The 21,747-nt window shown below is 60.1% G+C and carries 23 protein-coding genes and 2 pseudogenes; 13 read left to right on the top strand and 12 right to left on the bottom strand.

Translation table 11 applies throughout. From position 1 onward, the window contains the following. Window positions 1-403 precede the first annotated feature (403 nt). The 4 genes from KBB96_RS09815 to KBB96_RS09830 all read right to left on the bottom strand — a co-directional run bounded on the left by KBB96_RS09815 (window position 404) and on the right by KBB96_RS09830 (window position 4,899). Window positions 404-2,359 carry a hypothetical protein gene (locus KBB96_RS09815; protein WP_211634521.1) on the bottom strand — a complete coding sequence of 652 codons (1,956 nt, stop codon included), beginning with the start codon at window positions 2,357-2,359 and terminating at the stop codon, window positions 404-406. Between the two features lie 93 nt (window positions 2,360-2,452). Further along, on the bottom strand, window positions 2,453-3,085 hold the full coding sequence (locus KBB96_RS09820) for a hypothetical protein (RefSeq protein WP_211634522.1): 633 nt from the start codon (window positions 3,083-3,085) through the stop codon (window positions 2,453-2,455). 162 nt (window positions 3,086-3,247) lie between these two features. Further along, window positions 3,248-4,285 (bottom strand): hypothetical protein, encoded by a 1,038-nt coding sequence (locus KBB96_RS09825; protein WP_211634523.1) that lies wholly within the window; start codon window positions 4,283-4,285, stop codon window positions 3,248-3,250. Then, on the bottom strand, window positions 4,282-4,899 hold the full coding sequence (locus tag KBB96_RS09830) for a hypothetical protein (RefSeq protein WP_211634524.1): 618 nt from the start codon (window positions 4,897-4,899) through the stop codon (window positions 4,282-4,284). The genes KBB96_RS09825 and KBB96_RS09830 overlap by 4 nt, the downstream gene beginning before the upstream one ends. Before the next feature lie 263 nt (window positions 4,900-5,162). On the opposite strand from KBB96_RS09830, the pseudogene KBB96_RS09835 reads away from it, so the two are divergent. Beyond that, window positions 5,163-5,507: pseudogene (locus KBB96_RS09835) on the top strand (DDE-type integrase/transposase/recombinase); the annotation flags it as partial. 127 nt (window positions 5,508-5,634) lie between these two features. Here the strand turns inward: KBB96_RS09835 and KBB96_RS09840 are convergent. Beyond that, window positions 5,635-5,874, bottom strand: a pseudogene (locus KBB96_RS09840) (integrase core domain-containing protein); the annotation flags it as partial. 163 nt (window positions 5,875-6,037) lie between these two features. On the opposite strand from KBB96_RS09840, the gene KBB96_RS09845 reads away from it, so the two are divergent. The 3 genes from KBB96_RS09845 to KBB96_RS09855 all read left to right on the top strand — a co-directional run bounded on the left by KBB96_RS09845 (window position 6,038) and on the right by KBB96_RS09855 (window position 9,769). Continuing rightward, window positions 6,038-6,217 carry a CRISPR-associated endonuclease Cas1 gene (locus tag KBB96_RS09845; RefSeq protein ID WP_211634527.1) on the top strand — a complete coding sequence of 60 codons (180 nt, stop codon included), beginning with the start codon at window positions 6,038-6,040 and terminating at the stop codon, window positions 6,215-6,217. Between the two features lie 584 nt (window positions 6,218-6,801). Further along, window positions 6,802-9,096 carry an RNA polymerase sigma factor gene (locus tag KBB96_RS09850; protein WP_211634528.1) on the top strand — a complete coding sequence of 765 codons (2,295 nt, stop codon included), beginning with the start codon at window positions 6,802-6,804 and terminating at the stop codon, window positions 9,094-9,096. Window position 9,097: 1 nt separating this feature from the next. Next, window positions 9,098-9,769, top strand: a complete 672-nt coding sequence (locus KBB96_RS09855; protein WP_211634529.1) for a hypothetical protein — start codon at window positions 9,098-9,100, stop codon at window positions 9,767-9,769. 255 nt (window positions 9,770-10,024) lie between these two features. Here KBB96_RS09855 and KBB96_RS09860 read toward each other — a convergent pair whose 3' ends face one another. Beyond that, a complete protein-coding gene (locus tag KBB96_RS09860; protein ID WP_211634530.1) occupies window positions 10,025-10,348 on the bottom strand; it encodes a hypothetical protein in 324 nt (107 codons plus the stop codon). 137 nt (window positions 10,349-10,485) lie between these two features. On the opposite strand from KBB96_RS09860, the gene tnpA (KBB96_RS09865) reads away from it, so the two are divergent. The 3 genes from tnpA (KBB96_RS09865) to KBB96_RS09875 all read left to right on the top strand — a co-directional run bounded on the left by tnpA (KBB96_RS09865) (window position 10,486) and on the right by KBB96_RS09875 (window position 13,334). Beyond that, complete coding sequence (gene tnpA, locus KBB96_RS09865; RefSeq protein ID WP_211634531.1) at window positions 10,486-10,758, top strand: IS66 family insertion sequence element accessory protein TnpA; 273 nt, start codon at window positions 10,486-10,488, stop codon at window positions 10,756-10,758. Window positions 10,759-10,778: 20 nt separating this feature from the next. Beyond that, complete coding sequence (locus KBB96_RS09870; protein ID WP_226373705.1) at window positions 10,779-11,717, top strand: IS3 family transposase; 939 nt, start codon at window positions 10,779-10,781, stop codon at window positions 11,715-11,717. Between the two features lie 435 nt (window positions 11,718-12,152). Then, window positions 12,153-13,334 (top strand): substrate-binding domain-containing protein, encoded by a 1,182-nt coding sequence (locus tag KBB96_RS09875; protein ID WP_211634533.1) that lies wholly within the window; start codon window positions 12,153-12,155, stop codon window positions 13,332-13,334. Window positions 13,335-13,832: 498 nt separating this feature from the next. Here KBB96_RS09875 and KBB96_RS09880 read toward each other — a convergent pair whose 3' ends face one another. Then, the gene (locus tag KBB96_RS09880; RefSeq protein WP_211634534.1) at window positions 13,833-13,976 is read right to left on the bottom strand and encodes a hypothetical protein; all 144 of its coding nucleotides are present in this window, start codon (window positions 13,974-13,976) and stop codon (window positions 13,833-13,835) included. A gap of 49 nt (window positions 13,977-14,025) precedes the next feature. Between KBB96_RS09880 and KBB96_RS09885 the strand changes: the two genes are divergently transcribed. The 6 genes from KBB96_RS09885 (at window position 14,026) to KBB96_RS09910 (ending at window position 17,586) form a co-directional block, all read left to right on the top strand. Continuing rightward, a complete protein-coding gene (locus KBB96_RS09885; RefSeq protein WP_211634535.1) occupies window positions 14,026-14,610 on the top strand; it encodes a hypothetical protein in 585 nt (194 codons plus the stop codon). A gap of 130 nt (window positions 14,611-14,740) precedes the next feature. Then, window positions 14,741-15,031: an IS66 family insertion sequence element accessory protein TnpA gene (gene tnpA, locus KBB96_RS09890; RefSeq protein WP_211634536.1), complete on the top strand. Its 291-nt coding sequence runs from the start codon at window positions 14,741-14,743 to the stop codon at window positions 15,029-15,031. A 16-nt stretch (window positions 15,032-15,047) separates the two neighbouring features. Continuing rightward, window positions 15,048-15,971, top strand: coding sequence for an IS3 family transposase (locus KBB96_RS09895; RefSeq protein WP_211634532.1), 924 nt, complete (start codon window positions 15,048-15,050; stop codon window positions 15,969-15,971). After that, window positions 15,946-16,335: an RES family NAD+ phosphorylase gene (locus tag KBB96_RS09900; protein ID WP_211634538.1), complete on the top strand. Its 390-nt coding sequence runs from the start codon at window positions 15,946-15,948 to the stop codon at window positions 16,333-16,335. Before KBB96_RS09895 ends, KBB96_RS09900 begins: the two co-directional genes overlap by 26 nt. Beyond that, window positions 16,332-16,784, top strand: a complete 453-nt coding sequence (locus tag KBB96_RS09905) for a hypothetical protein (protein ID WP_211634539.1) — start codon at window positions 16,332-16,334, stop codon at window positions 16,782-16,784. Before KBB96_RS09900 ends, KBB96_RS09905 begins: the two co-directional genes overlap by 4 nt. 481 nt (window positions 16,785-17,265) lie before the next feature. Further along, window positions 17,266-17,586: a hypothetical protein gene (locus KBB96_RS09910; RefSeq protein WP_211634540.1), complete on the top strand. Its 321-nt coding sequence runs from the start codon at window positions 17,266-17,268 to the stop codon at window positions 17,584-17,586. Between the two features lie 84 nt (window positions 17,587-17,670). Here KBB96_RS09910 and tnpC (KBB96_RS09915) read toward each other — a convergent pair whose 3' ends face one another. The 5 genes from tnpC (KBB96_RS09915) to KBB96_RS09935 form a co-directional block, all read right to left on the bottom strand. Then, complete coding sequence (gene tnpC / locus KBB96_RS09915) at window positions 17,671-18,903, bottom strand: IS66 family transposase (protein ID WP_226373682.1); 1,233 nt, start codon at window positions 18,901-18,903, stop codon at window positions 17,671-17,673. Window positions 18,904-19,253: 350 nt separating this feature from the next. After that, window positions 19,254-19,607 (bottom strand): IS66 family insertion sequence element accessory protein TnpB, encoded by a 354-nt coding sequence (tnpB, locus tag KBB96_RS09920; protein WP_211634331.1) that lies wholly within the window; start codon window positions 19,605-19,607, stop codon window positions 19,254-19,256. Continuing rightward, window positions 19,601-19,975 carry an IS66 family insertion sequence element accessory protein TnpA gene (tnpA, locus tag KBB96_RS09925; RefSeq protein WP_211634330.1) on the bottom strand — a complete coding sequence of 125 codons (375 nt, stop codon included), beginning with the start codon at window positions 19,973-19,975 and terminating at the stop codon, window positions 19,601-19,603. The genes tnpB and tnpA (KBB96_RS09925) overlap by 7 nt, the downstream gene beginning before the upstream one ends. A 228-nt stretch (window positions 19,976-20,203) precedes the next feature. After that, window positions 20,204-21,319 (bottom strand): IS66 family transposase, encoded by a 1,116-nt coding sequence (tnpC, locus tag KBB96_RS09930; protein ID WP_211634541.1) that lies wholly within the window; start codon window positions 21,317-21,319, stop codon window positions 20,204-20,206. Beyond that, entirely contained in the window at window positions 21,316-21,720 is a 405-nt protein-coding gene (locus KBB96_RS09935; RefSeq protein WP_211634542.1) for a transposase, read from the bottom strand. Before KBB96_RS09935 ends, tnpC (KBB96_RS09930) begins: the two co-directional genes overlap by 4 nt. Between the last annotated feature and the right edge of the window lie 27 nt (window positions 21,721-21,747).

The following is a 21,747-nucleotide window of genomic DNA, read 5'->3' on the forward strand; positions in this document are numbered from 1 at the left end:
CCGTGGGATGTCAGCATCGCGGCTTTGCTTTTTCCGCGCACTCACCAGTACGGGTGAAAATGTCTCCCCTTCATGCCCGGCCAGCAACCTGATGAATTCCAATCATAGGAACACCAACCACTACCCATGCCGTACAAAGAGACTCCCGGAAATCCCTCCCGATGCCATTGGAGATGGAGCCAGCCCGCAACCCGGGAGCTGCGGTGTCAGAACCGGTGGAGACATCCCACCTCCCCATTCATCTCATGCGAACGCATGAAAGCGCCGGCACCGGAGGCGGATGAGCCTCGGCACCGGCGCTCCCATTGCAGCAAACCAGCCGCCGTTGCGCTTGTGGTCTGAAACAGAAATCCAGCGCCGCCTGAAAAATCTCCAAGCGGCGTGGATCATCCCCTGGGGACGGTTACTGCACCGCTTCCACGCGGAAAAAACGATAGCCCCCGGTGGGGAAATCCACGTGCCCCACCCCATTGCCATCCGTGGTGATAGTCGTTCCATCCAGGGTGCCGATGGTTTCCGGTGTGGCGACCGGAGTGACGGTGAAGGGGAAGCCATCCGCCAGGTCCTGCGATCCGGTGATGGTGTAGGCGGTCTGTGGTTCGCCCTTGAACGTGAGATGGAAGTCCGTGCCATTTGATTGCACGGCGGTGATTCTGAAATCCACCGGCAGCTTTCCGAAGAGGGCGACATTGTCCACGACCGCCTGCTGGAAGGTCGCCGAGGGGTTGGCGGCATTCAGGACCAGATACAGACTGCCCGCCGCCGTGGGACCCGTGGTCACCGCGAAGCCCTGCTTCAAGTGCTCGCTGGTTCCCGTGACGACATTGAAGGAACTTCCTACCATGGTCGCCGTAGCAGGATTGAAGGAAGCAAGTGGATCGGCGCTGAGATACACCGAGGCGGTCAGAGTCCCCGTGAAGGCCTGGCCGGGCCTCGCAAGATAATCGAGGACCACGGTGTACGGAGAGTCCGGCACGGCCTCGACTCCGAAGGCCATGACAATGGCGGCACCGTTTCCACCGTTGCCGGTCTGGAAAAAGAGATGCCGGTCGCCGTTGCCTCCGGGTGAAGCCTCCACACCACCACCACCGAACAACGTTCCGCTCAGAAGACGGGAGTTCTGCTCCGCCAGTGCGGCGGCATTGGGGCCGCTGCTGGTGGCCGGAGTCTGGAAGTCTTCGAAGAAGATCCTCGGGAAAGTGAATGTCGTGGGATTGGTCCCCTGTTGGAACTCCTGGAGATTGGTGAAGGAATCCCCATCCGGATTTCCATTCGGTCCATTGAAGGGATTGCCGGTGCCGTTGTCATTCGGGTCCAGGCCATGGGCGGTTTCATAGGAATCGGTGAGGCCATCTCCATCCGAGTCCGCGTTGAGCGGATTGGTGCCGCCGGTGATTTCCGCTCCGTCGCTCAATCCATCGCCATCGGTATCCGCCAGGAAGAGATTGGTTCCGGCGGTGATCTCCGCGCCATCCGACAGACCGTCATCGTCGGAATCCGCATCCAGGGGATCGGAGCCGGTATCCGTCGCGCCGACAAAAACGTGCGTGTTGGTCTCCACCTCATCGGCGAGGCCGTCATTGTCGGAGTCCGCATCGCGTGGATCGGTCCCCCGTTGGAATTCCTGGAGATTGGAAAGGCCGTCTCCATCAGGATTCCCACTCGCGCCATTGTCCGGGTTGATGGAGCCGTTGTCATTCGGATCCAGGCCATGGGCGGTTTCCCATTGGTCATCCAGCCCGTCACCATCGATGTCATTGAGAGCCGCGGTGGTGACGATGACGTTGTCGATGATCGGCTGCTGGAAGGCACTGGCACTACTCTGCGCGTCCAGCACGAGATAGAGATTCCCGGAGGCGGCCGCAGAGAGATCAAAGGTGAACGACTGCGCGAGTTGGTTGGTGGTGCCGGTGGTGACGCTGGCCGTCGTGCCGATCTGCGTGGCGGTGGCGGGATTGAATGCAGCCAGTGTGGCGGTGCTGTGGTAGAGCTTCGCATTCAGCACTTCCGTGTAGGAAGCAGTGCCCCCCTTCGCAAAGTAGTCCAGTGTCACCGTATAACGTGTGCCTGTGGCCGCGGGGGCGAACAGGCTGAGGGCGACGGTGGAATCATTGCCGCCATTTCCAGTCTGGAAAAACAACGCGCGGCTGCCACTGACACCGGTCTCCACACCGGCACCGCCAAAGAGCGGGCCCGACAGAAGGCGGGCGTTTTGTTCAGACAGGGCCGCTGCGGTCGCCCCACTGGAAGCGGCCGGGGTATCGAAGTTTTCCGAGTAAATCTGGGCTGCTGTCAGATGTGCGGCGAACGGTCCCAACAGGAGCACGCCAATGATGTGGAACGAAAGATTGGGTTTCATGAAAGTAATGCAAGAAGGGTTTGGCGGGTCGATGATCGGGTGGACTCCCGCGCAAACGCGGGAGTCCTTCCAATTGCATGCGCACCCGGGAAATCAGCGGCGGCGGCGCAGCAGCACGGAAAGGCCGAGCGCACCGAAAAGGCAGGCGGAAGGTTCCGGCACCAACGTGACCACCACGTTGTCGATGATGGGTTGGTCGAAGCCGCTGCCGGGAGAAGTGACGCCCGCATTAAACCGCACGTAGATGCTGCCCGCCGTATTCGAGACGAGGGTCGTCTGGAGTGTGATCGGAGAGACGGCACCCGAGGCCGGATTGACAGGGGTCAGGCTGGCGAGCTGCGTGCTGCCACCCACCGTGGGATCGCCATCCCACAACGATACCGTGAAGGTACCGGTGTAGAGGTCGGAGTTCGTATTCCCGCCGAAATCGAAGGTGAGCGTGATCGTGTCACCTGCCAGCCCGGACGTGAGCGTGGATCGGTACATGCCCGCGGCACTGGTTTCATTGGTCTGGAAATAAGCCCAGATGCCGCTCCCGGTACCACCGGGATGTTTGGCGGCAGCCTCGGTGCCGATGCCTCCGAAGAGGTTCGCGCCGGTTTCGGTCCAGTTGACGATCGAGCCATTGGTCGTGCCGGCGGCGGTGAAGTTGTCGGTGAGGATCACCGCGGCGTGGGCCTGGGCGGCCAATCCGGCGGCGATGATGCAGTGAAGGGGGATGTTCATGGGAGTGGGGTCTTGCAATGCGATGAAGATCCCACCGGGAGGGCGACCTTCGCTGGGGAATGTCCCCACCCTCCCGCTTCTGACATTTTTCTTCAGAAACTTCACACGCCTCCGTGATCACCACCACGGGGCCGCCACTTCACGCGGCGCACATGCGGATCATCACCTGTCCTTGGCCGGACCTTCGGACTCTTCCCCGATCTCCAGCGCATCCAGCAGCAACTCTCCTCCGATACAACGGCTGTCGAGTGACAAGGTAAGTTCGCGACCGTTCACATCGAGCTTCGGTGGTGACGGCAAACCGGGATCGATATCGCTGTAGGCGACGACCAGATCCTCCGGCAGTGTCATTTTCAGACGGAAGACCTGCCACCCGCCTTTCTCCAGAACGATCTGGTCGCGTGCGACCTCATACTGGATCATCCCCGGCTTGCTGGTCGCCACGAACCGCAAGGCTCCCTTCAGCCCATACGGTGGCGGTCCACCCGCTACATAAGCCCAGCCGCGGACGACGACCGTCAAGCCCGGCCGCGCCAGCAAGGCACTCCCGTCCTTCCGCCGCAGCCGCTGCGTCAGGTAGGCGTAGTCCCGCAACCGGGCCACATTCCGGCCCGACTTCGAAAAAATTCTCCCTTCCGACACCCTGCCGATCTCAGCCAGGCTCGCACCGGAGGTGGTGAAATAATCCTGCCAATCCACCAGCGCGCTGTTCACTCCATCCGCGGCAAAGGTCAGATCGGTGGCTTCGAAACCGGAGTTCTGCAGTTCCAGCGGAGAGATGGCCGCCACCGGTGCCGCCACGGGCGCACGATGCCGGAGCCATGGCAGCAGGCCAGCCAGACCGACCACAGCCACGATCAGAACCAGCCACCACCAACGCCACCGCACCGGGCCGGCCGGACCTTCCAATCTCTTCCGGCCATAGCGGACGGACTGGTTCCGCTGGACCTCCCAGTCCTCGTCCTTCCCGAGGATGACTTTCCGGGTCTCGGACCATTCCAGCCGTGACTGCGGTTGCAATACCTCCCGCATGTCGGCATCGAAGAGCAGGCAATCGGCACAATATTCCCGTGCCTGCGGTTCATCGCGCAGCCGCTCCTCCAACCGCCGCTTTCCCTCCGCATCAAGCTGCCGGTCCCTCAGCCGTGCAACGAGGCCGACGAGTTCCACATCCGGTTCGTAGTGGGGAGAGGCGTTCATTCCATGTGGTGGATTCGTTTCGAGATGCAGTCCCGAAGCGCGATCCGCAACCGCTCAAGCTGCTTGTACAAACTGTCCGGAGAACGACCAAGCCGTCTGGCTTCGTCCTTGAGCACCGCGCCTTCATCCCCCGAATAACGGGCTTCGAGAAGCTGCCGTTGTTTGTCATCCAAGGAAGCGAGACACGAGCGCAGCGCGGCAAGGCGCCCGCCAGCGGGCTCGGATGCCTGCTCTCTTCCGCGGACCGTATCCGCCAATGCGGCCATCACATCCGGCGCGAGCAACTGCATGCGCCCGATCTTGTTCCTGCGGATCGCCGCCTGCCCGATGCGCCAGGCACAAGCCAATCCGTATGCCAGGAAATCCTGGTGCCCCCGGTCCAGCGGACTCTTCTGCCAGGCCACGATGGCCAGCTCCTGAAGACAATCCTCTACCAGCGTGGGGTCCGGAACGAAACTGGAAAGGTAGGCCCGAAAGGAAACCCGACAGTCCTCCCAGCATCGGTTGAACGCGTGCAACCTGACCAATTCCGCATGGTCGGGAGAGACGGCCTTCACCTCTTCCAACTCTCTTCCAAACCCGGTTGAAGGAGGGAGCGATCCTTCGGCGGTCATGACCCAAAGCGTAACACGGTTCAGCCAAGGTAGAACCGGTTCTCAAAACAATGTCAACACCGCCACGCGGACGCATGTGCCCGGCAGTGTGGATAGAAATATAAGGTTTTACCTCAAAAGGGCTCCACAACTGGCAGTCTCGTAAGGACTCGAACCTTCAATTTTTCATCGTTTTTAAGCAAGTTACAAATCTTCTGCCTACTCATAGCCCATTTGGGCCAATGATCCCGACAAATTCCGGACCCGCTACTTTCCCGGGGAATCTCGCCGTGCCGCGGCGCGCCAAGAAGCGCCTCCCGGCCCGTGTCCGGCAGCCACTCGAAGCTCCGGCCCGGCCCGACGAGTTGTGGTCCATGGACTTCATGCACGACACGCTTTGGCACGGCAAACGGTTCCGCACGCTCAACGTCTTCGACGAAGGCGTGCGCGAGGCGCTGGCCATCGAGGTCGGCACCTCGTTGCCTGCCGAGCGGGTCATCCGCGTCCTTGAACGCCTCAAGATCAACCGGGGCCCGCCCCGCCAGATCCGGGCCGACAACGGACCCGAATTCATCTCCGCGAAGCTTGAAGCCTGGTGCGAAGCGGAGGCCGTGAAGCTCCATCACATCCTGTAGGCGCGGCGGGAGCTTGGCGGTGATCCGCCGGTATCCGTAGCACGGATGCCGGCGCGAAAGCTCCTCCATCCTTTTCCCAAGCCTCTCTTCCAGATGTAAGCTTCCCGTCAAACTGAACATTTCAAAATGAGAGTTGCGGGGCGGTTTTGGGGTTGGTTTGTTGTTGAAGGAAGAGGGCTGGCGGGATGTCGCCGAGGGATTTGTGTGGGCGTTCCTCGTTGTAGCTGATGAGCCAGTGGTGGACGTACTCCCGCACTTCGCTCAACGAGCCGAAGACGTGGGCATCAAGCACTTCGTGGCGAAAGCTGCGGTTGAAGCGTTCGACGTAGCCGTTTTGCATGGGACGGCCGGGGTGGATGTGATGGAGCCGGATGAGGCGTTCGATGACAGGCGCGTCATAGGCGGCTTGGTCTCTGGGGTGATGGTAGTAGGCCGCCGCGCAGTGCAACTGCCCGCTGTTCTGGTTGGGGGAGGATGGCCTGCGCTTCTACGCCTACGGCATTACGCCGAACCATGACAACACGATGGCCCGCGTCCACGCCAGCGCCTGGGCGACGCCGAAGGCACGGAATGAAATCGCACGCCGCATGTTCCTCCACCGCTTCCCGGAGGCTGGAGTGCGGGGGATGAGCATCAAGCAGACCTACGCCGAGCTCGGCCGCCAGTTCGGCGTGACCTGGAAGGCCCGCACCATTGGCAGATGAGCATCCACCATACGACGGAATGCCGCCTCGTCCCGGCTGCGGGCATAGGCTGTAAAATCCGGATCAATCGGAGAAGGGGGGGGCGACATCGGTCTATGACGGGGCTTCATAAGCAATTCGCCGCAGAAACTGTCGGGCCGACATTTTTTTGCGTAAATCTCCCCCCAAAAAGTCTGTACCTCTTGAGAGTACGGATCTGTCAGCACCCTTCCCTAGAAGCTATCTCAATGCAGTTGAAGCAGGCTCTCTTCGGCTTGTTGAGCGCCTTCCGTCCAGACGGTCGACCATTGCCATGTCCTTGCCAAATGCGCGCTCTCTCACCTTCAGTCCCAGCACCTCCGTGGTCCATTCGCGGCTCTGGCGTTAAGTCCGGGTTTCGAACCATCGATTCGTCGTAGGGCGGGATCCGGGAACTCTACTGAGCGCCTTGGAAGCAGAAACTCCACTTTCGAAGAAGCGAAATGACGCGGATAGGGGTAAGGCAGATCCCGCGACCGCAACTCCGAAAAAAAGTACGGGCTTTTTGTCGTATTCCGGAACCCGAGGCCGAATATGGGAAATGGGATGATTTCTTCCCAACCTCCATGACCTCTCCCGAGCTCAAATTCAACGATCCGGATTTCACTGCCTACGCCCGTCAACGGGATGAAGCCGCATTCCGCCGACTGGTGGAGAATTACGTCGGGCTGGTAAGGGGGACGGCGCTACGGACGTTGCGGGCGTATCCGCATCTGGCAGATGACGTGACTCAGTCCGTCTTCCTCCGGCTAGCGAAAAAAGCGCCCTACCTGCCGGTAAATCTGAACCTGCCAGTATGGCTTCACCAGCAGGCGGTGTGGCTCTCCCGGGATGTAGCACGTTCCGAGATCCGCCGCAGGAATCGTGAATCGACCGCTCATCACATGAACGAAGAAGCCCCTATGCCGGCCCCGCACCTGACCGAGATCCTGGCCCCGCTGTTGGATGCAGCCTTGTTGCTCTTGAAGCCCCGCGAGCGAGAGGCGGTGCTATTGCGCTATTTCCAAAATTCCAGCTTCCAGAAGGTGGGAGAGGCATTGGGCATCTCAGCCGGCACGGCGCAGAAGCAGGTGGAGCGCGCAGTGGAAAAACTGCGCGCTCATCTGGCGGGCACCCTGAAGAGTCCGCTCACTCAGACGTCTCTGATCGCCCTGCTGCTGCTGGAGGGCAAAGCCCACGCCTCCGTCCCCCCCTTGCTGGCCGGGGCCATTTCCAACCATGCGCTCACATCGAAAGGTGGAGTGCTGTCCCAGATCTCAAGCATCATGACTACCTCCACCAAATTCATCCTCGCAGGTGCCGTCGCAGGCAGTCTCATTGCCGCGGCACCATTGCTGTCGTCCAACGCCTCAGAACGGAGTGCAAGCAACCCTGGAGATCACAGCAGTCGTGGCAACGACAGCGAACGAGCGGCACTCGAAAAGCTTGCCCCCTTCAGCCTCCCCGTCCCGGCGAACACCGGCAAGGAGCTACTGGAACAGGTGAAACTGATCCTTAAGGAACCGGATACCGAACGGACCCGCACCCGGCTGGAGGCTTACCTCACCCAACTTGACCCGGGACAATTGGCCACCCTTTTCACCGAGGCGGACACCCGTGGCTCCGATGCCATCGCCCTTAGACTGCTGATCCCGCTCACAAAAGCATGGGCGGCTATCGATGGGCCAGGAGCCATGCGAGCCTGTGCCACCGCCACCAAGGACCTGAACATTGGTCCGCTGGACTCGAATATGCTGCTCGCCCGGGCCTATCCAGTGTGGCTCGACAATCACTTTGATGATGCGGAGCAATGGCTCTTACGAAACCAAGAAGACCCCCTGCTGGAAGGTTCACTTTCTAGCATGGTGGGCGATGTGGCCAAGCTCCACGCCGCAAAATCTCCGGACGGATTTGTGGCATGGGCTCGCCAAATCCAAGGAGACGACCTGTTGGAAGCCGCCATCAAGTGCGGAGTCGAGGGCACATGGGAGTTGGGAAAGGGCGAGGACGAGCAGCGATCGACCTTCCGGAATCTATTCGATCAATTGAGGGTGCAGAATGATCCGGATTTCGTGCATACGACGATTGCGAGCTTGTTGTCCGAAGGGTGCTTCGGATTGAAAGGACAAGAGAGTTCGATGGCTGCCGATGTTTCGCGGCTGCCACATTCACAAGATCTGCTTTGGACGCTGCTGAACTCGGATACCTCGGCGACGCTCAACGGGCTGGCTGAGGCATACCCACCTGAGCAGGTGCAGGCAATCATCCAGAACACCCTTCGTTCCTTGACGAAAATTGAATTCACCTCGCGATCCGATGGCAGAAGGAGTAACGGTGCGGATCCGGCGGCGCTGGCGAAGTATCTCACTGGACAGGATCGGGAAGATCAAATCGCGGGCTTCGCCAACCTGATGCTGCCGACCGCCGATCAAGCCGGTTACTCGCCCGAAAACCATCGGGATGCCCTCCGCTGGACCGCGTTGATCAGCGATGAGACCCGGCGAGGAGAAATGACCGACAAAATCCTCCAGTCCCTACCCGATGGACGGAAACAGGGAAACAGGGGGACATACAGCGGGCGTTGGAAACCTTGGCCCCCTCCCTGCCCGAGGACATGCGGAAGAAGGTGGAGGCATCGTTCGGCAGGCAGTGAATCTTGGCACATTTTACTCTTCCTACCACATGAGATATTTTTCAGCGCTTTGCAGTGGACTTCTCGCCGGCGCATTGGCTTACGCCATGGTGACTGGGATCCATCACCTCTTCGATCGCCATTTAAAGGCTCCAGCGACATCGGGATCTCCGCCCGCCGAGCGGGTGGTCGTTCGACAGAAGCAGCGGTTCACCGAAGAAAAGATGGGAGCTCTCGGATCTGTGGATGAAATGATCAAGCGCGCAGCCCGCTCGCCAAAGGACGAGCTGCAACTTGCGAAGTCGCTGACCCGTCTTTCCACCGCCGAATTGCTGGACGCGTTAAAGGCTGCCAGTACCGATCATCCTTACGACGGTGAAGAAGTCCGGGCTCTGCTGGCACAGGAGTGGGCCGAGCGTGATCCTCAAGCGGCGATCGCGTGGGCCAAAGAGCAGCAAGACCGAGAGGCCCAGCAGGAAATCTTACTAACGTGGGCGGCTCGATCTCCCGATGATTTTGGCCGGGAGATATTGCAGAAAAATCTGCTCGGAGATAACCAGAGTAGACCGAGCACCGTAGACAGCATCATGTGTATCATCGCACGCCAGGATCCAGTGCTGCTAGCCCATCTCATGACCTATAACCAGGGTATGGAAAAGAACAATCGCGGGTTCTCTTTCATGGAGTTTGCGGAAGTGGCCTTGAGCACCTCGGAGGAAATCCAGCGCGTAGCACGAGAGCTCCCTCGGCAGATGAAATTCCCCGCATCAGGAGAGGCCGATCTGCCCGAGATGTATACATCCAACCAACTCCTCGGGGAAACCGCCAAACGCTATAAATCGACCGACCCGGATGGATTCGCCGCTTGGCTCCGCACACTCCCGGAAAGCGGCCAAAAGATGGCGGGGGAAGCGGCGAAATAAACGTGAGGGGATGGGTTGACGAGGTGGATCGCAAGTTTTCAACTTGCGATCCGAGGGAGCCGACCACTGCCGACGGCTACGAATCTCGCGGATCGAGATAATAACGGTCTTAAACCGCAACGCTCTGCTGCAGCGAACCCCGAAGAACTGAACCTCAGATGAGGTGTTCAATGCCTGCCCTCCATCATCTGCGTTTCTCGACGAATGGTGGGCGCAGGATACCATGAACGGGAACTCTAATTTTGACGGTCCAAGTCACAGGACCTTCGCGGCCTGGTAGTAGAGTTTCTTCCCTTCCAGTGGCTGTCCGTCGCGGGCCTTGAGCCCGGAAAGGTCGATCTCATGGATCTGCCCGGCGGTCAGTTTCAGCTCGATCGTCAGATCCCGGCCATCTTGGGAAACCGAGATCTTGCCCGGAGCCACCGTAGCGGGATCGGTTTTCGGGGAGCCGTAGTCCTCGTGATAGGCGTATCCGTAGCGCTTGATTGCGGGAGCGGGTGGGTTGGTTGCCAGAGGTTGGCTGAAATGCAGCGTGAGGCTCTGATTCTGCCCGGCCCTGCCCTGTTTGCAGGATGTCACGGTGAATGCCGAATCGATGTTCTCCGGAGTGATCTTCACAAGACCGCGCCCGCCCGCCCAGGAGAGGTGGGTTTGACCGCCGCCTAGGAAAGTAGTCCAAGGCGAGTGAGAGGATTTGATGAACTCGAATCCTCAAAATGAACAGACAGAAGAGACACACGCCGGAAGAAATCATCCGTTTGCTGCGCGAACACGAGGGCAGCGGGTTGAGCCAGGAGAAGTTCTGCCAACAGAAGCAGATCTCGGTGCAGACGCTGCACCGGTGGCGCAAGAAATACGGTCAGATGGACGAGACGGACGCGAAGCGTCTCAAGGCGTTGGAGAAGGAGAACGCCGAGCTCAAGAAGATGTATGCTGATGCGATGCTGGGGAACAAGATCCTCAAGGAGGCACTGGAAAAAAAGCTGTAAGCGCGGGTCAGCGTCGTGAACTGGCGAGCCAGGCTGTGGCCCGGAAGGGCTGCAGCCAGCGGCAGGCGTGCCGGTTTTTCGCGCTGTCCCGCGCCACCTGCCGCTATCGTCCCAGAAGTCCGCACCCTGCCCGGGAGCGGGCGGATCAGGCGGTGGTGGCCTTGAGCCTGGAGCATCCCGAACTTGGAGCCGACAAGATCGCCGCGATGGCGCGGCGGCAGGGTCACCGGTTGGGCAACCGTCATGTCCGGGAGCTTCGTCGCGACGAGTGCCTGACGGTTCCGCCGCGCAAGCCCAAGCAACAGCGGCGTGGCGAATCGACGGGTCGTCATCCGCAGAAGGCTTCGTATCGCGGCCATGTGTGGACGTGGGACTTCATCCACGATTGGACGATGAAGGGAGGAGCCTTCCGGGTGCTGAGCGTGGTGGACGAACATACCCGCGAACTGCTGGCCCTGCATGTGGATCGCAACATCGGTTCGGGCAAGGTCCGCGAGGTGATGGAGGAACTGGTGGCGCGGCATGGCGCTCCCGGCCACATCCGCTCGGACAACGGCCCGGAGTTCGTGGCGCGGAGCCTTCAGGACTGGCTGGCTGCAGCGCGGATCAAGACCCTTTACATCGAGCCCGGCAGCCCGTGGCAGAACGGCTTCGTGGAAAGCTTTCATGACAAGTTCCGTGCGGAGTGTCTGGCCCGTGAGTTGTTTTACACGCTGGGCGAAGCCCGCGTGGTGATCGGCGACTGGCGGAGGAAATACAACAGGGTGCGTCCACACCGGAGCCTCGGGATGCAGACACCGGAAGAGTTCGCGGTGAAGAGCGCGCAGGGAACTCCGCCCGGCCGGGCTGCGGAGCTTGGCGCTCCGACGAGTTGGGAAACCCATTCTCGCGGCAACCTCCTCCACCCGGCCTCTCCAAGGAGAAAAAGGAAGCTTGAACAGCAAGGTTATCGGACGTAGCCAAGCACCCGGATCTTCTCACTCAGGGTGGACTAAAAAATCAACGGCGGTCAGTCGCGGCATTGTTGCAGGCAATACGCCTGCAAGTGCTCCCATCCTTCATCGAAAGGCAAATGGAATATTTTGGGGGATGTGATGTGCATGGAATGCTTGGGAGAGTCTTGCGTGAAACGCAAAGTAAGTCTGGGAATCGGCCGACCGCGTGAGCACTCAACGCGAGCCACATGCTGGTTAGAATCGCCGCATGAATTATTTTTCAGACCGCTTAAGGCTTTTATTGTCAACCCGCTCATCAATCGGCCAGCTGACGCGACCTCCACCCTCTCTTGCACTTAGACATCTCGATCTCCCCGACGTTGGTTGGGACCGCCAGATGGTCTCGGCGGAAGCTCCAGACATAGACCGGTCGAAGGACAGGGATACTGGCCTAAGTGCATGAGCCAACAAGCATGCCTTAAGACACGCGCCACAACAATTGCGCGCAACAGATCGCTTGATTTCGATAGGATGACTGCCAAAGTGACGAACGTGAGCGCCATCAAACGAGTAGGGGCCATCGAGGCCGCGGTTGCCGCCCTTCGTGACATGATCGAGACCGGAAAGTGGGCCGACCGTTTGCCTGGCACCCGCGTGCTGGCCGTGCAACTCGGCGTTTCCCAACCTACGGTGCAACTGGCGCTGCTGGAACTGGCTGAAGAAGGCCTCTTGGAATCGGGTGGCGAGCGGAAGGCCTATCGAGTGAAAAACCGATGCGTGAAGTCCTCTCCCGGGAACGTGCCCAAGGCCCGCCGCGTCATCCTGCTGACTCATCAGGCCTTGGAGCGAACCGCGGAGTCCGGGCGGAAAGTTTTAGAAACCTTGCATCGCTTGCTAATGGCATCCGACTGGGATGTGGAGTACCGCGTTGTGGATTTTCTTCATGCTCGCGCCCCGCACCGCAACTGGGACGACGTGATCGGCGCTGAACCAGGCGAGCTAGTGGTGGCCTTGTTCGGGCGGCCTGCTTTGGCCGAATGGGCGATCAAGCGGGGCGTGAAGATTATTTTCCACGGCGGTGTGACTGGTGGTTTTCAGGTTCCGATGGTGGCAGTCAAATCCTCACATTTGCTGACGGAGGCTTACCAGCGGCTTATAGAACTCGGCCATCACCGTATTGTTACCCCGCTCTGTGATCGCCCTCCGAGCTATATCGAATCCATGCGCGAGGCAGTGCGCTCCCAACTTGAGGCCGCTGGCCTGCCATATTCACCCGCCTATCATACGCCGGAGAGCAAGTACTTGCGACAGGATGTCTCATGGGGCATCATGGAAAGCTTGTTTAAACGCGAACGCCCAACCGCGCTGGTGCTGCTCGATTGGCGGGAGCTGGTGACAACGTTCTGCTTTCTGTCCTGTCTCGGTCTCAAAGTGCCGAAGGATGTTTCCCTCGTGCTATTGAACGATCAGGTGGACGCCGAGTGGTTCCTGCCTCGGCTAGCCCGCTTCAAATTCCCCACCTACCGTATGGCCCGGCGGATCAAGGCATGGCTGGAGGGAAAATGGGAACCGAACCATATGCGCGCGACCGTGCCGGCGGAATGGGTGCCGGGCGAAAGCCTTGCTCCCCCGCCGAAATGATGGATGAGTTCTAGCGGCGAGCAACTTCGCCGACCTTATAAGAGGCTATGTCGAGCAAAGAGAGAAAGCTCCCGGTAAACCTCGACTATCAATACGCTGACATCGGAACGTTCTCGCTACCCCTACAGCGTTCACCCTTCTCGGCACGGGGATGCGCAGCGACGTCAACACACGCTCAGCCGATGGAAGCTTAAGCCATCAATCGCAGCGCATGCATTCATGCCGTCTATCTCCTAAAGCAGAATCCGTCCCCATACGGTTTCAGCTTTGGGAGATGGGCAGCATGAAGGTGGGGAAAAATTTGGGTCCGTCAGAGGTGTCCACCAACCAGGGTCCTTCAAAGACCCGGATGATCAATAGGATCCAACGAGAAGTGAGTGTGGTTGTAGTCTAGGACGATGATCGAGGACCACAGGCAAAATGGTCTCGCAATTTCTCTCACCCTATCGTGGGTTGCTTCAACGGACTCTTGGGCAGGGAATCGCCAGTCCCCCGGCATCATGCTGTAGTAACGCTGTTACCACCTTCCATTACGTCGATTGCTCCTACCGCCCGCATGGCATCGGAAAATTTTTCGACCTGGCTGTTGGCATCATCGGCTTCGTGCAACAAAACCCGGACGTAGTGGTAGTCAGCGTTCACCGCGCTTTCGTACAGTGAAACATTGTGAATTCAAGCTCTCGCCATTCAGATGGCTCCAGCGCCAAGAAGACCCGCAGGCTGTCCGTCCTGCGGCCAGAGCCTCTCCGCTACTCCGGAGCTGTATGGGACCACGATTGAGTGCCCGGCCTGCCAGAAAACTCTGACGGTTCCTCATCCCCAGCCCGTTCCGCCCCAGCTTCCGCTGGCGGCATCCACCCCGGTTCCCGCCATCTGGAACCCGTCGGTTTGCGGGGTCTTCTCCCTGCTCTTCGGCCTGGCGATCGGTCCGTGGCTGCATTCGTTGAACTGGAAGGCCCTCGGACGCACAGACGAGGCATCGAAGGCTCGCTTCTGGGCTCTGGGTCTGCTGGGAGTGGATATTCTCCGCACCGGCTACGTCCTTACGCAACCGAAGGCCGGAACTGGTCTCGGGATCAGCTTCGTGATCGGCCTCGCGGCCCTGCTGGTCTGGATTGTGGCCGCGGGTCGGAAGCAAGAAAGGGAGATCAAGGGGCGTGTTCCCGGGACGTTCCGTAAGCGCTCTTGGATGGGACCCATCTTCGGAAGTCTGGGCTACGCCTGTGTCTGGTTCCTCGCCTGCTCGGTCACCTCTACCTCCCTCCAGCGATTGTAGCAGCGGCTTACTTTGAAATGAAATGACTGACCAATCCCAACAGGGTCATATTCTCCGCAATGGAATTGACCGCCGCCTAGGAAAGTAGTCCAAGGCGAGTGAGAGGATTTGATGAACTCGAATCCTCAAAATGAACAGACAGAAGAGACACACGCCGGAAGAAATCATCCGTTTGCTGCGCGAACACGAGGGCAGCGGGTTGAGCCAGGAGAAGTTCTGCCAACAGAAGCAGATCTCGGTGCAGACGCTGCACCGGTGGCGCAAGAAATACGGTCAGATGGACGAGACGGACGCGAAGCGTCTCAAGGCGTTGGAGAAGGAGAACGCCGAGCTCAAGAAGATGTATGCTGATGCGATGCTGGGGAACAAGATCCTCAAGGAGGCACTGGAAAAAAGCTGTAAGCGCGGGTCAGCGTCGTGAACTGGCGAGCCAGGCTGTGGCCCGGAAGGGCTGCAGCCAGCGGCAGGCGTGCCGGTTTTTCGCGCTGTCCCGCGCCACCTGCCGCTATCGTCCCAGAAGTCCGCACCCTGCCCGGGAGCGGGCGGATCAGGCGGTGGTGGCCTTGAGCCTGGAGCATCCCGAACTTGGAGCCGACAAGATCGCCGCGATGGCGCGGCGGCAGGGTCACCGGTTGGGCAACCGTCATGTCCGGGAGCTTCGTCGCGACGAGTGCCTGACGGTTCCGCCGCGCAAGCCCAAGCAACAGCGGCGTGGCGAATCGACGGGTCGTCATCCGCAGAAGGCTTCGTATCGCGGCCATGTGTGGACGTGGGACTTCATCCACGATTGGACGATGAAGGGAGGAGCCTTCCGGGTGCTGAGCGTGGTGGACGAACATACCCGCGAACTGCTGGCCCTGCATGTGGATCGCAACATCGGTTCGGGCAAGGTCCGCGAGGTGATGGAGGAACTGGTGGCGCGGCATGGCGCTCCCGGCCACATCCGCTCGGACAACGGCCCGGAGTTCGTGGCGCGGAGCCTTCAGGACTGGCTGGCTGCAGCGCGGATCAAGACCCTTTACATCGAGCCCGGCAGCCCGTGGCAGAACGGCTTCGTGGAAAGCTTTCATGACAAGTTCCGTGCGGAGTGTCTGGCCCGTGAGTTGTTTTACACGCTGGGCGAAGCCCGCGTGGTGATCGGCGACTGGCGGAGGAAATACAACAGGGTGCGTCCACACCGGAGCCTCGGGATGCAGACACCGGAAGAGTTCGCGGTGAAGAGCGCGCAGGGAACTCCGCCCGGCCGGGCTGCGGAGCTTGGCGCTCCGACGAGTTGGGAAACCCATTCTCGCGGCAACCTCCTCCACCCGGCCTCTCCAAGGAGAAAAAGGAAGCTTGAACAGCAAGGTTATCGGACGTAGCCAAGCACCCGGATCTTCTCACTCAGGGTGGACTAAAAAATCAACGGCGGTCATTTCGGATGATGCCGCAACAACATTGGCCGAGCTTGCTCATCATGGAGCCAGCGGCTCTCACACGATCCGTTACAGTTTGGATTTGAACAAAGCCAACATTCTCGACCTCACCGATCCCTCGATCGCCAAAGCTTGGGGGTATGCGGGAGGCGACATCACTCCCGCAACACAAGCCATAGGAATACGGGCCATTGAAGCGGGTTACAATGTCATCAAGTTCCCATCCCTCCGGGGACCCGGGACAAACTACGGTGTCATTTCTGATTTCAATAAAATACTTACTCCAAAAATGATTGTCCCAACACCATGAGCTCGGTCATATATGAATACACATGCGCATCGTGCGGAACAGAATTCAAAGCATCAGGAGTTCCGGAAATGAGCTATGGCGAGTTCGTTCTCCGCACGAAATCCGGGGAAGAATCCTATCTGGAAGCCATCGGAAATCCTGCATTCAACGAGGTTTGGAAATTAGTTGAATCACACCCAAGCCTCGCCCACACAGATCCAAACCGACTTGGTGAAATTACACAAAAAATCTTTGGCCCCGTCTGTGATCTCTCACCAACAGGTCAGATTTTTCATGTCGGAATTCCGCCAGCATGTCCCATTTGTTCATCCCATAAAATGGCTTCATGGAGAGAATCTCGTCCTTTGCAACTCAGCCCGATTCCATCGGCAACACAGAATCGCTGGGAGTCGTTGGACGAATCGAAAAAAGCTGCCGTGATTGACGAAGCGATTAGAGATCTTTCATGAACCCATAAAAATTGATTCAAACGAGCTTGAGCCGGATGGAAAACACTTGAAAAACAGGAATAACCACCTCTTGCAGGCATACCTGCCCCATTCTCGCACTCGAAAGCGCGGCGGACATTCACCTTCATCCATATATTCCTCGTCCACGATTAACTGAAAACCGTGCAGATTCAAACCCATGTCTGCATCCAAAAGCTTGCTTGTGCCATCCTCTAAAAGCCGCGCCTTGCTGTTTCCTCACCAGCTGCCAAACCCTAGCAGCTTGGATGTTCGATACGGCAGGACCAAAACGTGCCTGTGGCTCCTGAGCATTGTCGGAGTAGCGTGCGTTACAAACTGACAATAAGTTAAGGCAGGCCAACAAGGCGGAATCAAAGGCACGAAATGAAAGGCCCTCTACCAGCCATCCTCACTAGGGAATTGTATCGGAAACTGGCATTCAAACAGCAGATGGATAAGTCCGTGCACCCGGGAGGCAAGCATGGCCGTTGAATTGGATTTGCCGCTGACGCGTCCTTTCGATCCGAGGGTGATCCAATCGGAGATCGCAGGGCTTCTGCACCAACGGCTTCGGCTTGATGCGAAGCCGGATGTGCGGTTGCGCGTCGAAAAGTGCCTGCTGGAGGCGGACTCCTCCATTCAGGATGTGTCGGTTTTTTTCAGCATCGCCGATCTGGCGGAGGTTTGGGTGATGTCCTATCCGGACCCGTCCGATTCCAGCACCTGGGTATCCGTCAGCTACGGTCATTTCCGCTCGGCGGAGTCGAAGCTATTGTGTCTGGCGACGGCTGTTGTTCTGTAAGCGTGGTCCCAAGCGCCATCCGGTAGGCGTTGCAGCGGCGATTTCGTTGTCGTCATAGTGAGAGGTTTATGACGACAACGAATTTTACGCGGCGCGACGGGTCGCTACAGTCCGTTGGGTTTTCAGCCAGTTGGACGGGGTCAGGGCCGCAACCTCGTGGTTTTGCATCCCGGGTAGCCGGGTGAGCACGTCGGTGAGATAGTCCTTTGGATCGATTCCGAGGCGGCGGCAGTTCTCCACGACAGTATAGAGGATGGCCGCCTTGTCCCCGGCGGCTTCGCGGCCGATGAACAGCCAGTTCTTCGCGCCCAATTTGGTCGGGCGGATGGCATTCTCGACGAGGTTGTTGTCGATCTCAATGCGCCCGTCCCGCAGGTACGTGACAAGGTGGTCCCACTGGTTGAGGGCGTAACGGATGGCCTTCCCCAGGTTGGATTGAGGCAGGATGGAGCGACGCCTGGCCAGCAGATCGAAGAGCCGTTTGAGCTGTTGGTGGATGGGGCGGCTTTCCGAGGCGCGGATGGCATCGCGCAGAGCCGGACCGGCGCGGCCCTGCCGCAGGTGCTTCTCGATGCGGTAGAGGTGGCCGAGCTGGCGCAGGATCCATCCGACGAGCTTGGGCGATTGATCCTTCGCTTCGTAAAACTTGCGACGTACATGGGCGTGGCACCCCATGAGGGTGATGTGCTCCTTGCCGCGTGCCCAAGAGGGATAGGCGCTAAAGCCGTCACATTGGATGATCCGCGGGAACGGAGTATCCGCGCCGAGCAGGCCGGTGATGCCGCTCTGGTCGCGACCCGGCTGCCAGTGGTAGAGAACACTGCCGCCGGGGATGTTGCTGGTCCAGAGGTAGCCGGTGCGGGTCTTGCCGTGGCCGGGTTCCAGATAGTCGATGGGCGTTTCGTCGAGCTGGAGGTAGTGGCTGGCGTGGTGCTCGCTCCGGATCTCGCGGTGGATGGCGGCGAGCCAGTCCGAGGCGAGCAGCGACCAGTCGCAGAGGGTCTTGCGGTGGAGGTTCACGCCCTGACGGGAGAAGATCTCGCTCTGCCGGTAATAGGGCAGATGGTGGGCGTAGCGGGCGGTGACGACCTCCGCGATCAGCGCGGGAGTGGCAGTGCAGCGATCCTGCAACGACGGCGGCAGCGGAGCGATGACGGGTTTGGCGAGGGGATCGCCGGCGCGCACATACTTGGGCCGGACGAGGCGGCGGCGCAGGAAGCGACCGGGTCGGTAGTCGAGTTGCTCGCGGACTTCCTCACCGATACGCCGCCAGGCGGTGGGATCGGCCGTAACCTCGGGCGGGTCGAGAACTTCCACCTCGACGGGAAGGTGCTCGGGGATGCGCGGTTGGCGGGATGCCTTCGTGGTTTTCGGCTTGTGATCGGGTGTTTCAGCCGCCGGGACGCCTTCGGTTCCATCGGCGGCGGGCGCTTTTTTGCCGCATCGGGATCCAACAAGAGTTCGAGCTGGGCGGGATCGAGCGATTCGCTGGTCGATCCGAAGACGCGGCGCACGAGCGCATCAAGCTTCTGCTCCAATAGGGCGATGCGCTGGTCCTTGCGGGCGAGCTCGTCCAACAGGAACTGTTCGCGCTCGCGGGTCATCGTCGTGCGATTTACTACGAGGTGAGCCGTAAATGATCAAGGGGCCGCCGTGCGACATTTCCGTCAAGTGGACTCATACCACGGCCGCTTGCAGCCGTCGCGCATGTCGATGCCATCAAGCAGGAAGGCCAGTGCGGTGGAACTCAGGCGCAGCTTGCCATCGCGGACCTCCGTGCCCTTGGGCCAGGAAAAGGTCCCGCGTTCAAGCCGTTTTGCCAAAATCCAAAGCCCGCTTCCGTCCCAGTAGAGGATTTTGAGCAGCGAGCGCCGCTTGTTGGTGAAGGCGAAGATCGCGCCGCTCTTCGGATCTTCCTGAAGTTTGGTGGTCACAGCATCGTGCAGGCCGTTGAAGCTGCGGCGCATGTCGCAAGGCTCCACTGCCACGAAGACCTTGAGGCTTCCCGAAAAACTCAACATGCAGCACCTCCGGACAGGCGCTGGATCACCCGCGCGGCCAACGACACGTCCGTTTCATCGCGGATGAGAAGCGTCGCTCCTCCCGGAAGCCTCACCTCCAGCCCCACGGAGCCAACCGGCGGGATGCCTGTCGGGAACTTCTCCACCACAGCCGGGAGGAACAGCGGCGCGGCAGGAGCGGGGCCGGAGACCGGATAGCGGCCGTCGTCGCGTTTGCGCTTCTGAAGCCACGTGGCGAAAGTCTGATACTTCACTCCGTGCAAGGCGCAAAACTGCGGGCCGCTCGATCCACTGGATTGGTAAGCATCAAGCAACGCGTCACGCTGCTCCCGCGAAAAGCGGATCCTGCCGATACAGTCCTGTTTCACCAATCCTTCGTTCGTTGTCGTCATATCCACTATGCCTATGACGACAACGAAACCTCCGTTGCAACCGCAACGGCATGGCGGCTCGGACTACGCTTACTTTACCACCTCTTTGCGGCGGTTTGATAAGGAGCGGCCGCAGGTTGATTGTATCCCGCCCATTCCAGCGGATCGAAGAACGGTAAGCGCTCCATGCGGCCTCTCTTGACCGAGGATGCATGAAGCCGCTTTTCAGGACGCTACTTGGATCGGCACGAGCACCTCGTTCGTAGGTTGCCAGTTCTTCGGGAGCAAGGCGTCGATCTCCGAGGCCTTCATCCCGGGCAGGCGTTCGAGAACGTCCCGCAGGTAGGCATAAGGTTCGTGGCCGTGTCGCTTCGCGCTCCCGATGAGCGTGTAGAGGATGGCGCTACGTTCTCCTGTGTCCTCACCTCCGACGAACATCCAGTTCTTCTTGCCGATCGCCGTGGGACGAATGGCATTTTCGGTGAGGTTGGTATCTGCCTCGATCTGGCCGTGGCGGACGAAGGTTTCGAGCTTCGGCCACAGCGCGAGGGTGTAGTCGATACCTCGGCCGAGCGGACTCTTCGGCAACACGGACACGTCGGCACGCAGCCGCAGCAGATCGTGGCGGAGGGCTTCGAGGATCGGGAAGCTTTGCTCCCGACGTATGGCGGCCCGTTGCTCGGGGCCTGCCCGGGTTTGGCGTAGTTCCTTTTCGATGGCGTAGAGGCCGCCGATGGCCTTGAGCGGTCCCGGGGCGAGGGGCTGCCCGCTTTGATACGCTTCGTGGAACTTGCGCCGGGCGTGGGCCCAACAGGCGGCCTGCGTGATCTCCGGATGCCGGGCGGCGTAGGTGTCGTAGGCCCGATACCCGTCGCTCTGGAGGATGCCGCGGAACTCGGCGAGAAGATCGTCCAGGCAGGCGCTGCCGCGGCTGGCGTGCCATTGGTAAAGGACATCGCCGCCAGGACGGTGCAGGGTCCAAAGATAGCCGAGACCGGTTTTGCCGGTGCCGGGGGCGAGGTATTTGACCGGTGTCTCGTCGGCCTGCAGGTAATCGCCCGCGAGGAGGTCTTCATGGATGCGCCGGTAGAGCGGCTTGAGCCAGAAGGCGGCGAGTTCCGCCCAGCGACACAACGTGTTGAGCCCGATGGCGACGCCTTGCCTGCGGGCGAGGATCTGTTCCTGACGGTAGGACGGTAGGTGATCGCAGTATTTCGAGACGAGGGTGTGGGCGATGAGCGCCGGCGAGGCCGTCAGACCATCCTGGAGGCGCGGTGGGAGCTTGGCGGTGACGGGGGCCGCGTCCCGGTCGGCGACACGGACGTAGGTGGGGCGGATCAAGCGGCGGATGAAGATCCGGCCGGCTGGTAGTCGAGCTGGTCGCTGCGTTCCTCGCCGATCCTGCGCCAGACATCGGGGCTGGCTTCGACCGGTTCGGGCAGCAGCACTTCCTCGACGACCGGCAGATGGTCGGGGATGCGCTCGCGGCGCGGCTTGCGATCAGGACGGGCGACGCTTGCTGCGCTGGCCTCCACCACCGGTGCGTCGCCGAAGGTCGGGGAGGCCGGGGCTTTTCCCGGCGGTTCACCGAGCAGGAGTTCGAGCTGGGCTGGATCGAGCGCCTCGCTGCTCTTGCCGAAGAGTTTGCGCAACACCAGGTCGAGCTTCTGGCGCGGCAACGCGTTCTCCTGCTCCAGGGCGGAGATCCGTTCAAGAAGCTGTTGTTCGCGCTCGGGCGTCATCGGACGCGCGCAGGCTACGATGGATGG

Source organism: Luteolibacter ambystomatis (genome assembly GCF_018137965.1).
Classification (GTDB): domain Bacteria; phylum Verrucomicrobiota; class Verrucomicrobiia; order Verrucomicrobiales; family Akkermansiaceae; genus Luteolibacter; species Luteolibacter ambystomatis.